We start from the raw sequence: 13,125 nt of genomic DNA on the forward strand, positions 1-13,125 counted from the left end.
TCCTGACAATTCAACCGAAAAACAAGACAACCATGCGACCGGAAATCCTGAACAGGTATTTTGCCTCCGCCAGCGCACTGAAAGGCATCGGTGCCAAGGTCGAAAAGACCCTTGCCGGACTGGTGCGTCCGCAAAGCGGCGAACCGGGTTCTGCGGACCTGTCCGCCCGACTGGTCGACCTGTTGTTTCATTTGCCGGTCGGTGTGATTGACCGGCGCAATCGCCCCACGATCAACAATCTGCCTCCAAGCGGCATCGTCACAATCGAAGCTGAGGTGGGACGGCACAAGGCGCCTCCACGCCACAACAAGCGGGTGCCCTACCGTGTTGAAGTATTTGATGAAACAGGATCACTGCCGCTGGTGTTTTTTCATTCACACGGCCCCTATCTTGAACGAACATTGCCGGAAGGCGAGACCCGGTTCATCTCCGGCAAGATCGAATGGTATGACGGCACACCGCAAATCGTTCATCCGGACCATGTTCTGACGGCAGAACAGTTTTCCGAAATGCCCTTGCTTGAACCGGTCTACCCGCTAACCGCCGGTGTATCAGGCAAGGTGCTCGGCAAGGCGATCAGACAGATCCTCGCCGACATCCCGCAATTGCCGGAATGGCAGGATGCAGCATGGATAGCCGCTCGCAAGCTCCCGGAGTTTCAGACCGCGCTGGAAACCTTGCACAGTCCGCAAGACACAACCGGCCTGGAACCGGACAGTCCGGCGCGGCAACGGCTTGCCTATGACGAGCTGCTGGCAAACCAGCTGGCACTGTCGCTGGTGCGCCGTCACATGAAACGGGCCACCGGCAGGACGATAAAGGGCGATGGTCGGGCGCGGCAAAACATCATCGACGCTTTGCCGTTCTCCCTGACCGTCAGCCAGGAACTCGCCGTTTCTGAAATCCTCGCCGACATGGCGTCACCTGACCGTATGTTGCGGTTGCTGCAGGGTGACGTCGGTTCGGGCAAGACGATAGTCGGATTGCTCGCCATGGCCACCTCCGCCGAGGCCGGCACCCAGTCCGCGCTAATGGTGCCAACCGACATCCTGGCCCGCCAGCACATTGCCGGCATTGAGCCGTTGGCCCAGGCCGCCGGCTTGAGGGCAGCCGTTCTGACCGGCCGCGAAAAAGGTGCGGTGCGCCAGCAACTCCTCGACGATCTTGCGTCCGGTGATATCGACATACTGGTCGGCACGCACGCATTGTTCCAGGAAGGTGTCGGTTTTGCCGATCTCGGTCTCGTCATCATTGACGAACAACACCGCTTCGGTGTGCACCAGCGCCTGGCCCTGCAATCCAAGTCAAAACGCCCGAGCGACCTCCTCGTTATGACGGCCACACCGATCCCGCGCACGTTGGCGCTGACAGCATACGGTGACATGGACATAACACGGTTGACCGGCAAGCCTGCCGGCCGTCAGCCGATAGACACCCGTGTGATGCCCTTGGAGAAACTCGACCAGATTACAGACGGGCTGGAACGGGCAGTTGCCCAGGGCAAGCGCGCCTATTGGGTATGTCCGCTGGTTGAAGAAAGCGACTTTATCGACAAGACCGCTGCGGAGGCCCGGTTCACCAGCCTCAAGACCCGGTTCGGCGACAAAGTTGGTCTGGTCCATGGCCGTATGAAAGGCGCCGAAAAGGACACGGTGATGGCCCGCTTCAAGACCGGCGAGTTATCCATCCTTGTTTCCACAACGGTCATCGAGGTCGGTGTGGATGTACCTGAAGCCTCCATCATGATCATTGAAAATGCCGAACGGTTCGGACTGGCCCAGTTACATCAGCTTCGCGGACGTGTCGGTCGTGGCTCTGATGCTTCAAGCTGTGTGTTGATTTATGACGGGGTACTTGGCGAAACCGCAGCCGCGCGCCTGAAAACAATGCGCGAAACCGAGGATGGGTTCATCATTGCCGAAGAAGACCTGAAACTGCGCGGTTCCGGAGAAGTCCTCGGTACCAGGCAATCGGGTGTCGCCAGCTTCAGACTGGCTGACCTCGGCCAGCATGGCGAGTTGCTGCAGGCGGCGCGCGACGACGCAAAACTCATACTGGAAACAGATCCTCACCTGACCGGCGCGAGATCGGAAGCCTTGCGCATCATGCTGTACCTGTTTGAGCGTGATGATGCCATCCGGCTGCTGTCTGCAGGTTGATAACCCTGTCCGGCCGGAACATGTTTCAATCCCGGAGCCGCAATCAGCGTTTCTTGGCCGGTTTCTTTGCTGCCGGTTTCTTGCCGGACCTGGCGGGCTTCTGTCCTGGTTTCAAGACCTGATCCGGGTGCGCTATCAGCATGGACAGCGTGTCATCATCTTCTGAAATTGATACGTTTGCTTCCCGCATCTGCTTCGGTGTGACAAGTCCTGCGGAAATCACCAGCTTGGCAGCCTCTTCAACAGTCAGGTCCATGATCGTGACCTGGTCTTTCTCGACGAAAAACAGGAAACCCGAAGTGGGATTTGGTGTCGTCGGCATGAACGCTGAATAGTAGGTCGTGCCGGGTTCGAGACCGATCTCCCCGGAATCAAGTTCGCGTGCAATGAAGCAGACCACATTGACGCCCTCGCGGGGATAACCGATGAACCCAACGGACGAAAAATTACTGGCATTGGAAGACAGCGCCGTTTCGAAAATCTGTTTTACCGCCTTGTAGACAGACCGGATAATCGGCATCCGGTCGAGCGTCCGTTCGCCGAAATTCAGCAGTGTCCTGCCAACAAGGTTCGCCGCCAGCGCACCTATCAGGGTGATCCCGACAAGTGCGAAAACCAATCCGACCCCGGGCACTGAAAACGGCAGATAGGAATCGGGATTGTAGACTGTCGGGATGTATGGCTTGAGCCAGCTGTCGAACAGCGATACGAACCACCACACCAGCCAGACTGTGATTGCAATCGGCGCAGCAACAACAACGCCGGTCAGGAAATATGTTCTCAACCTGCCAAGCATCGACTACGGAAATACCCTCAAAAAACCAAACAATCGCTTGATGGACAAAGTGTCATGGTGCTTGCCATAGCATGGTCTCAGCACGACTGCTACAACCCTGTTGCAAATCACAAACCCTGACAACCATCATCGCAGGAGTCGTTAAACTTGTCAGCCCGGTTAACAGCGCGCCAGCACATTTTGCGGGCTCTTGGTGTTGTATTTGTAGGGTTGGGATTTGTCGGCGCCTTCCTGCCGCTGCTGCCAACCACGCCTTTTTTGCTACTGGCTCTGGCATGCTTCGCACGATCATCCCCGGCCATACACGATTGGCTGATCAGTCACCGCATACTTGGACCCTACATCGTGGACTGGGAACGCGACCGGTCGATCCCGTTGGCGGCGAAGCTGATGTCGATTGTAATGATGACGGCAAGTTTTGCCTGGCTGGCGCTGGGAACCAGTGCGCCCGCCATCGCATTATGGATGACGGGCGCAATCTTGATCTGCGTCGCGGCCTATATCCTTACAAGGCCGACATCACGGTAGTTGCTCGTCGGCCTAACCCGTGGCCCGGGCAATGAAACAGCCGGTACCTTTACGCTTCAGGCTGCGGCAGAGACGCTTGGCCTGTGATTTCTTGAGTTTGTGCACGCGCAGCCGGTAGTAGATGCCCTGCCCCTCGACATCGGCACGCACGACGGCGGCTGTTTTGTTGCGCAACAATTTGTTGTGACGGTTTTTCAGCGAATCCCAGTTGTCCCATGCCTTGTCCGGCTGGCGCTGCGACACCAGTTGAACGGTCCAGCCTTCCAGCTTGGCGGTGACATTGGATGCTTCATCTGCCGCATTGACGTTTGCTGTTTGCACAGGCGCGGCGACAGGTTCGACATTGACCGGTTCCGGCGCTTTGGTTGTCGCAGCAGTAGTGATCGCTTTTGTAGTTGTCTCTGCAGGAATTTCCGGTACGGCGGCAACCTGCTCCACTGATATGCTTTCCGGGTTTTCAGACTTAAGCGACACCGCCGCTGCAATCGTTTCCACCTTTGCTTCCGGTTTCTTCGCTGATGCCAGAGTGGTCGCGGCATCGTTTGGTTCGCCACCACCGGTCAGATTGGCTGACGGCGCAACCGGTTCCCGCAGTGCAATCCGCGTTACGGCTCCAGACGGTGCCTTGGTAGATCCGGTGATGATGTCATCCGCCATCAGGTTTTGCGTCGGCAATACCGCAAGGCGGATCTGTCGTTCGCTGGGATTTTCCGGCACATCCAGGCCGAGATCAGCCAGCCGTTCCCGAACCGGTGCAAAATCTGGTTTGATCGAATAGGCCTGGAACAGAACCGCAGTAGCTTCATCCCGGTGGCCCAATTTGGCCAGGGTCAATGCCTTGCCATACAGCGCCAGATGCTTGTGCGGGTAATTCAGCTTGGTGGCGCGGGCAAAGTCGATGAGCGCATAATCGTACTGACCCGATTCACGCAGGGCGTTGGCCCGCGAGTAGAAAGCTTCCGCCAGATACGGGTCCAGGTACAACGCGTTTGTATAATCATCTATGGCTGCTGACTGACGGCCCGAATTCGAATATGCGAGACCGCGATTGTACAAGGCCACGGCGCGCGTTTTGGCGCTCAGGGCATCCAGTTCAATCGCCTGGCTGTAATCGTCAATCGCCGCGTCATGGGCTGCCAGTTTCTGATGTGCCAGCGCGCGGTTCAATAATGCACGGGCCTTGTCGGCAAGCGGGATATCTTCAAGAGAAATAACAACTGAATATTCGGCAATCGCCATTGTCGGCTTGCCGGATACAAGGTTTGTGTAGGCTGACTGCATGATGGCAGCCGGCGCGGCGGAGCTGACCCCGATGGTTTTTGAGGCGGCTGCGACGGCATTGGTGGCTACTCCGGCAACCAGGAACGCAGATAAAACAGACGCACGAACAACTAACTGTACTTTCATGCCGGCGATAGTGCCGTCACATGGTTAAACAAAGCCTAAGCGAAATAAGAAAAATTTCGCTTTTTCCCGGGCACTGCTGCTGCCGGGTCTATTCCACCGTCACCGATTTGGCCAAATTTCGGGGCTGATCAACATCCGTTCCGATGAATACCGCTGCATGATACGCCAGCAGTTGCATGGGCACGGCATAGATCATCGGTGAAATGAACGGATCTGCTTCCGGCACCGCAATGGTCTCGAATGCGTCCGCTGCATGGGCCGATGCACCGGTTTCATCGGTCACCAGTATCACCTGGCCGCCACGTGCTGCGACTTCCTGCATGTTGGATATGGTCTTTTCAAACAGCTCGTCGCGCGGTGCAATAACAACCACCGGAACATGCTCGTCAATCAACGCAATGGGGCCGTGTTTCAACTCACCGGCTGCATAACCTTCAGCATGAATATAGGAGATTTCCTTCAACTTCAGCGCGCCTTCCATGGCGATCGGGTAGTTGACCCCCCGGCCCAGATAGAGCACATCGCGAGCTACGGCCACCTTCCGGGCCACGTCTTCAATATGACCCTCCATTGCCATCATGCCGGACATGATGCGCGGCAGGCCGATCAACGCCTTGACCAGCCTTTGTTCTTCGCTGGCGTCGATGGTCTGCCGGGCCTTCGCGGCAGCAACTGCCAGGCAGGCCAGAACACTCAGCTGGCAGGTAAACGCTTTGGTCGATGCTACGCCGATCTCGGGCCCGGCAAAAGTTCGCAAGACGGCGGAACTCTCTCTCGCAATGGTCGATTCAGGCACGTTCACGATTGCCACCACCTTGTGCCCCTGAGACAGGCTGTAGCGGACGGCTGCAAGGGTGTCGGCGGTTTCGCCGGATTGCGATATGACGATGGTGATGCCGTTCTTGTCCAGCGGCGCTTCGCGGTAACGGAATTCTGACGCAATATCGACTTCGACCGGCAGGCGGGCAATTTTCTCGAACCAGTACTTTGCAGTGAGCGCGGCGTAAAACGCCGTCCCGCAGGCGGTAATCGTCACTGACGAAACGTCCGAAAAGTCGAACGGCATGTCATCGGGCAGCATGATTGTACTGTCGGAAAAACTGACATACTCAGCCAGGGTGTGACCGATGACCTCCGGTTGCTCCTCGATTTCCTTGGCCATGAAATGCCTGTGATTGCCCTTGTCGACGAGCATTGTCGACGCCTGGCTGAAATTGACGTCGCGAACCACCGGCTGATCGTTCTCATCAAAAATTTCGGCCCCGGCACGGGTCAGGACAACCCAGTCGCCGTCATTCAGGTAACTGACCCGGTTGGTGAACGGAGCCAGCGCTACCGCGTCCGAGCCCAGAAACATCTGGCCGTCGCCGTGTCCAACGGCGAGCGGAGCACCCTGGCGTGCGCCCATCATCAGGTCGTGCTCGCCGCGCACCAGAATGCCCAGCGAAAAGGCTCCTTCAAGCTGCTTCAGGGTTTTTGACACCGCGTCTTTCGGGGTGAAACCGGCATCCAGCTTCTGGTTGACCAGTTGCGCCACAACCTCTGTGTCAGTTTCAGTGTCGCAAACAATGCCGTCTTTCGCGAGCTCGTCTTTCAACGCCCGGTAGTTTTCGATGATACCGTTGTGAACGACGACAACATTACCGGCCTGGTGCGGATGCGCGTTGGTTTCGTTCGGAGCGCCATGAGTGGCCCACCTGGTGTGTCCGATCCCGGTCGTGGCGTCCCATCCGTTGCCGGTCACCTTGGCGTACAGGTTGTCGAGTTTTCCCGGCGCCCGGACCCGGTCGATTGCGCCGTCCGTCAAAACCGCGATGCCGGCAGAGTCATAACCGCGATACTCCAGCCGCCGCAGCGCCTCGACCAGTTGCATGGCGACAGGTTCGGTGCCCAGAATGCCTACAATACCGCACATAGATGCCTATTCCTTTTTCTTCCCCGCAGCCGCAGATTTCTGCTTACGTGCACTTTGAACCTGGTTGTAACGGGTCGCCCAGCCTTCCCGGGTCTCCTGCGAGCCGCGGGCAATCGCCAGTGCGCCGGCTTCCACGTCCCTGGTGATCACGCTGCCGGATCCCACATAGGCGCCTTCTCCTATTTTAACCGGTGCGACAAGAGCAGAATTGGATCCAATGAAGGCCCCTTGGCCGATATCCGTATGATGTTTGAAAAACCCGTCATAATTGCAGGTGATGGTGCCGGCTCCCACATTTGCCTTTTCGCCCACGCGCGCATCACCAACATAGCTGAGATGGTTCACTTTGGCACCTTGTTCCAGGTGCGCGTTTTTCACTTCGACGAAATTACCGACCTTCACATTGTGTGCAAGCCTGCTTCCCGGCCGAATGCGGGCATAAGGGCCAAGTTCAACGCCTTCACCGATCTGCGCATTTTCAATATGGCAAAACGCACGTACCACGCTGCCCGACCCGATTGACACGCCTTGTCCTATGACGACATTCGGTTCTATGACGACATCACTGCCAATGACGGTGTCGGCGCTCAGGAATACGGTTTCCGGCGCGATCAGCGTCGCTCCCTCGGCCATGGCCCTGTGCCTGTAGCGGCGCTGGAATTCAGCCTCCACCACAGCCAGTTCGGCCCTGGTATTGACCCCCTGAATTTCATGCTCGGGACAGGTGACCAACGCAACCTGTTCGCCCGCACTGTTCGCCAATGCAACGATGTCGGTCAGATAATATTCGCCCTTTGCATTGTCGTTGCCGATCTTCGGCAGAAGGTCGCGCAACAACTTCGCATCAAATGCCATGACCCCGGAATTGCAAAGTGTGATGGCACGTTCGTCTTCCGATGCGTCTGCATGTTCGCGAATACCCGATACGTGATCCGGTCCATTGGTGAGCAAGCGGCCGTATCCGGATGGATCGACAGCATTAAATCCCAGCACCGCCAGCCTGGCACCGTTTGCCACTGCCGCCGTCATCCGGCCGAGCGTTTCCTGGCCCATAAGCGGATCAGCCCCGAACAACACCAGGACAGTGCCGTCAAATCCGTCCAGCGCAGGCATGGCCTTGGATGCAGCATCACCGGTGCCGCATGCCGGTGACTGAACAACAATGTCGGCACCGGGCGCGTAACCCTTGACTTCCGCCTCGATGGCCTCTGCTCCGTCGCCGACGACAACACAGATACGGGCAGCGCCAAGATCATTGGCGGCGGTCACCACGTGCCCGACAAGAGTGCGTCCGGCAGCCTTGTGCAGGACCTTTGGCAATTGAGAACACATGCGCGTTCCCATACCGGCTGCAAGTACGATACATGCAATATCTGTCATGGAGCCATTGCCTTGTCCGCTTTATGGATCATTCTACAATCTGGTTCATTGCTGAGCATCCGTTGTTCCTAAGACGCTGATCCCCACAAAACAACCCACAGGCGGGTCGGAATCTTCCTGCTCCGGCTGGAGGGTTTACCTGGCACATCAACCGCAAACATGAAAATGCGATTCGCAAGCGTAGTACTACCTGTTATTGTTGGACCGCCAGCGCATTGATGGTTGTGCAGCACTTTGCCCGGGACTTCGGCTGCGGTGAAAACCTTATTGCGGAAGTTTTATTGCAGGTGACGAAGACATTTGCCCGCTGCGACGGTCAGTAAATCTGGTCAGCAGGAAAATTGGCACCAGGCCGATGGCGACTATCACCAGCGAGCCGGTTGCCGCTTCCGACAACCGTTCATCAGACGCGAGCTGATAGACCCGGACTGCCAGAGTGTCAAAGTTGAACGGCCGGACAATCAGGGTTGCCGGCAGCTCCTTCAGAACGTCAACAAACACGATTGCGGCGGACATAAGCACCGACCGCCGCAGTAACGGCAGGTGCACCATGGCAATGACACCGCGCCGCGTACGCCCCAGCGTGCGCGCTACATCGTCGATGTGAACCGGAATGCGCTTGAAGCCGGTTTCAATTGCACCGTTGGCAACAGCCAGAAATCTTACCGTATAGGCGAACAGTAACGCCACCACAGTGCCTGACAACAAAAGACCGGTTGAAATGCCAAACCAGCTGCGCGCCAGCCCGTCCAGCCAGTTATCGAATGCTCCCAACGGAATCAACACACCCACCGCGATTATGGTGCCGGGAATAGCATACCCCATCGTGGATAGCCTCACGAGAGCGGCTCCCGCTCCACCGCCGGAACGCCGCAGGCAATATCCGGTCAGGATTGCACAAGCGGTAACGACAACTGCGGCACCGCCTGCCAGCAGGAAACTGTTGCCGGCATAGACCATGAGCCGGCTGCCCAGGAAGCCGTCGCCGCCGTCAATATGAAGATCCAGCAGTATGAGGACGGGAAGTACAAAGCCCAGCAGAACAGGAACAGCACAAGCCACAAAAGCAAAACCGGCCGCCCAACCCCGCAATAAGACCGGTTGCGGCTTCAGAGCGCGGCTTGACGTGTCGTAGTAGGCCTGACGGGATCTGGACCAGTGCTCCAGCGCCACCAGCACGAAGACGAATGCCAGCAGGGCGGAGGACAGTTGTGCAGCACCAACCCTGTCGCCCATGCCGAACCAGGTCCGGTAAATGGCGGTGGTAAAGGTCTGGACACCAAAATACTGGACCGTGCCGAAGTCAGCGATTGCCTCCATCAGGGCCAGGGCAACACCGGCCGCGATGGCTGGCCGGGCCATTGGCAGGGCCACCGTACCAAAAACGTTCCACGGGCTGCGTCCCAGCGTGCGGGCCACGTCAAGCAGGCCGCGTGATTGCTCCTGAAATGCTGTACGTGCCAGAAAGAACACATATGGGTAGAGCACCAGCACCAGCATCAGGCTCACGCCCCACAAGGAATGTATGTCCGGAAACCAGTAATCGTGCCGGGTCCATCCGAACAGGTCGCGCAACCCGGTTTGCAGCGGTCCTGCAAACACCAGGAAGTCAGTATAGGCATACCCGATGATGTAGGCAGGCATGGCCAGCGGCAGCAGCAGCAACCACTGCATGAAGCGCGATCCCGGAAACCTGCAGGCACTGACCAACCAGGCCGTTCCGGTGCCGACAACTGCCGTGCCCAGGCCAACCATCAGGACCAGTCCCAGTGTGTTGAGAACAAGTTCCGGCAGGATGGTTGCGGCAAGATGGCCCAGCGACCCGCCGCTGGTGTCGAACAGGCTGGACAGCACCGCGGCAATCGGCAGCAATACCAACAGCGCCAGAACAGCCGTCGCCACAAAAACGCCGTTGGGGCGGACCCTGAAGGACCGCCCCTTTGTCGCTGGCAATCCATTTCGATTGCCTCTGAAATCCTGTGCTGTCGCCATATTCAGTCCGGACAGATCTAACCTTCAACCGGCAGCCGAGATTATTTCCAGCCAGCCTTATCCATGATCTGAACGGCTTCTGCATTCAGTGATGCAAACTTCTGCGCATTCAGTGTGTCTTCCTTGAACTCGCCAAACGTATCCAGCGGGCTTGCAAGCGGCACACCCTTGACCACCGGGTATTCGGTGTTGCCCGCAGCGAAATACTCCTGTGCCTGATCGGAGGCGAGATACTCCAGGAACTTGACGGCACCATCCTTGTTCTTGGCATGGCGAGCCACACCACCACCGGAGATATTCACATGGGTGCCACGATCCGCCTGGTTCGGGAACACCAGTGTTACCTTGTCTGCCGCCTTGCGCTGATCTTCCTTGCTCGATTTCATCATTTTACCGAGATAGTAGCTGTTGACCACGCCGACATCGCCTTCGCCGGCGGCTACTGCCTTGATCTGGTCGCGGTCGCCGCCCTTTGGCGAGCGGGCGAAGTTGGCGACCATGCCGCTTGCCCATTTGGCGGCCTCTTCCGCACCGTGGGCCGAAATAATCGATCCCATGAGCGACTGGTTGTAAATATTGCCGGAAGACCGGATCAGCACCTTGCCTTTCATTGCCTCGCCGGTAAGAGCTTCATAGCTTGGTGCGTCTTTCGGATCCATGCGGTCCTTTGCAACCACCAGCACGCGGGCGCGCTTGGAGAAGCCAAACCAGCTGCCGTCTGCATGGCGCAGATAGGATGGAATGCGGGAGCTCAGAACTTCCGATTGGATCGGCTGCAGCAAGTTTTCGACATTCGCCCGCTCAATCCGTCCCGCATCAACCGAGATGAACACATCCGCCGGCGAATTGGCGCCTTCGGCTTTCATCCGCTCGATCAACTGGTCAGCCTTTGCCTCAATCCTGTTGATGCCAATCCCGGTCTGCTTGGTAAAGTTGGCATAAAGCGCCTCGTCGGTATCATAATGGCGCGACGAATACAGGTTTATCTCACCTGCAGCACGCAGGATCGATGGAGCGGCAAGCAGGCCGACAGCCGATCCGGTTGCGGCAAGAACGAAGCGGCGGCGATTGAGGGGTGAGCTGACAACTGACATGTGAAACATCTCTTGAGTGGTGAATTAATAAACCGACTAAATCAGTCGGGATTAAATTTTGCAAGCGGCAATTGCGATCTTGCGACATTTTGACAGGCTGTAACCGATTGAAATCGCAGAATTAAAATTGGAATAATTCCAAACTAACAATGTCGAAAACAGTCAAGCGCTTGAATCTTCAAGGATGATTTCGCTGGCACGTTGCCCGATCATCATGCTTGGGCCGTTCAGATTGCCGGTCACCACAAAGGGCAGCACAGACGCATCGGCGATCCTTAGTCCCTGAATTTGGTGCACCTTGAGACGAGAGTTGACGACGGCCTCGTCTTTGACCGGGCCCATTCGACAGCTCCCGCAGGGATGATAAATCGAATATCCCCTCGCCCGTATATCCTGCTCCAGGTCCTCATCCGACCTGACATCTGGTCCTGGCAGATACTCGCTTTCAATGATCTTCTGCAACGCGGGTGCATCCGCCAGCGCCCGCAATGCACCCACACCCTCGATCATCTCAGCCATGTCTTCCGGATGATCCAGGAAGTTGAACCGGATCAACGGCGCATCGGTCATATCATTGCTGGAAAGGGAAACTTCCCCCCGTGACCTTGGCCTCGTGTTGCAGATCCCCATTGAGAATGCGGCATATGGGTCTGCCTGCGCCATGCGCCCGGGAGAACCCGGTTCCAGGTCGCGGGTCAGCGGAGAGAAATACAATTGCAGGTTCGCCATGTCCCGTGACGGCGCGGATTTCACAAACCCGCCGGCATGGGTTGTCCCGGACGATAACGGCCCCGATCCAAACAGATAGTACTGCAAGCCGGCGCGCAATCTGCCAGGCCAGGTGCTCAGTTGCTGGTTCAGGGTCGGCACCCGTGAACGGAACTGCATGTCATAGGCAAAGTGGTCCTGCATATGTTGCCCGACCGCCGGAAGTTCATGACGCACTTCAACGCCCGCCTTGCGCAATGCTGCACCTGGCCCGATGCCCGACACCATAAGCAGGTGCGGCGTATTGATGGCGCCACCTGCCAGCACAACTTCGCGCCGGGCCCGGGCAGTGAACACGCGCCCGTTCCGGCGATAAACCACACCCGTCACTGCGTGATCACTGATCTCGAGGCTTATGGCCCGGGCATTCGCCAAAAGCTTGAAATTGGACCGCCCGCGTGCCGGGTCCAGCCAGCCCCGTGAGGCCGACATGCGTTTGGCAGATGAGCAAATCGTGTGATGATAGTAACCCAGCCCGTCGACACGCTCGCCGTTGAAGTCGTCATTGCGGGGAATCTGCAGTTGGTCGCCTGCTTCCAGAAACGCATTGCAAATCGGATGCGCGACACTTGCCCTGCTGTTGACTTGCAAAGGGCCGGTTGTCCCATGCCAGGCATCGCGAACACAGTGATTTTCCATGCGTTTGTAACTGTCCAGGACCTTGTCCCATGCCCAGTCAGGATTACCATCGTGCGCCCACTCGTCATAATCGGCTTTTGTGCCGCGCATGTAGACCATCGCATTGATGGCGCTCGAGCCGCCGACAATCCTGCCGCGAGGAACCGGAACGGTACGCCCGCCGAGACCCGGTTCGGGTTCGCTGGCATACATCCAGTTGACGGATTTGTTGACGATGGAATGGCCGTAGCCGAGCGGGGTCTTTATCCAGAAGCCGGTTCGGTCGGGTCCTGCCTCCAGCAGCAACACCGAGTGCTTTCCCGAAGCCGACAGGTTTCCGGCAAGCACACACCCGGCAGACCCCGCCCCCACAATAACAAAGTCAAACAGCAGTTGATCGTCCTGCAACGGCTCACATCCCTTGAACAAGCCAGACCGGTTTTCGATACTTTGCTGAATCTTGTGCTG

9 protein-coding genes are annotated in these 13,125 nt (G+C 57.5%); 2 read left to right on the forward strand and 7 right to left on the reverse strand.

Annotation, left to right across the window (positions count from 1 at the left end; genetic code table 11):
- Nucleotides 1-32: 32 nt before the first annotated feature.
- The gene (recG, locus tag DHN55_RS16775; protein ID WP_108882667.1) at nt 33-2,159 is read left to right on the forward strand and encodes an ATP-dependent DNA helicase RecG; all 2,127 of its coding nucleotides are present in this window, start codon (nt 33-35) and stop codon (nt 2,157-2,159) included.
- 43 nt (nt 2,160-2,202) lie between these two features.
- Here the strand turns inward: recG and DHN55_RS16780 are convergent, their stop codons facing one another.
- A complete protein-coding gene (locus tag DHN55_RS16780) occupies nt 2,203-2,955 on the reverse strand; it encodes a DUF502 domain-containing protein (protein WP_108882668.1) in 753 nt (250 codons plus the stop codon).
- A 147-nt stretch (nt 2,956-3,102) separates the two neighbouring features.
- Here DHN55_RS16780 and DHN55_RS16785 point away from each other — a divergent pair, with 147 nt between their 5' ends.
- Nucleotides 3,103-3,483, forward strand: a complete 381-nt coding sequence (locus DHN55_RS16785) for a DUF454 family protein (RefSeq protein WP_108882669.1) — start codon at nt 3,103-3,105, stop codon at nt 3,481-3,483.
- Between the two features lie 12 nt (nt 3,484-3,495).
- On the opposite strand, the gene DHN55_RS16790 is transcribed toward DHN55_RS16785, so the two are convergent.
- The 6 genes from DHN55_RS16790 to DHN55_RS16815 form a co-directional block, all read right to left on the reverse strand.
- The gene (locus tag DHN55_RS16790; RefSeq protein ID WP_108882670.1) at nt 3,496-4,890 is read right to left on the reverse strand and encodes an SPOR domain-containing protein; all 1,395 of its coding nucleotides are present in this window, start codon (nt 4,888-4,890) and stop codon (nt 3,496-3,498) included.
- Between the two features lie 88 nt (nt 4,891-4,978).
- Nucleotides 4,979-6,805, reverse strand: coding sequence for a glutamine--fructose-6-phosphate transaminase (isomerizing) (glmS, locus tag DHN55_RS16795; RefSeq protein WP_108882671.1), 1,827 nt, complete (start codon nt 6,803-6,805; stop codon nt 4,979-4,981).
- Nucleotides 6,806-6,811: 6 nt separating this feature from the next.
- A complete protein-coding gene (glmU, locus tag DHN55_RS16800) occupies nt 6,812-8,185 on the reverse strand; it encodes a bifunctional UDP-N-acetylglucosamine diphosphorylase/glucosamine-1-phosphate N-acetyltransferase GlmU (RefSeq protein ID WP_108882672.1) in 1,374 nt (457 codons plus the stop codon).
- Nucleotides 8,186-8,449: 264 nt separating this feature from the next.
- Nucleotides 8,450-10,087, reverse strand: coding sequence for an ABC transporter permease (locus tag DHN55_RS16805; protein WP_337660441.1), 1,638 nt, complete (start codon nt 10,085-10,087; stop codon nt 8,450-8,452).
- 131 nt (nt 10,088-10,218) lie between these two features.
- On the reverse strand, nt 10,219-11,271 hold the full coding sequence (locus DHN55_RS16810) for an extracellular solute-binding protein (protein WP_108882946.1): 1,053 nt from the start codon (nt 11,269-11,271) through the stop codon (nt 10,219-10,221).
- Nucleotides 11,272-11,433: 162 nt separating this feature from the next.
- The gene (locus DHN55_RS16815) at nt 11,434-13,065 is read right to left on the reverse strand and encodes a GMC family oxidoreductase (RefSeq protein ID WP_337660442.1); all 1,632 of its coding nucleotides are present in this window, start codon (nt 13,063-13,065) and stop codon (nt 11,434-11,436) included.
- Between the last annotated feature and the right edge of the window lie 60 nt (nt 13,066-13,125).

The organism is Anderseniella sp. Alg231-50, from assembly GCF_900149695.1.
In the GTDB taxonomy this organism is placed as follows: domain Bacteria; phylum Pseudomonadota; class Alphaproteobacteria; order Rhizobiales; family Aestuariivirgaceae; genus Anderseniella.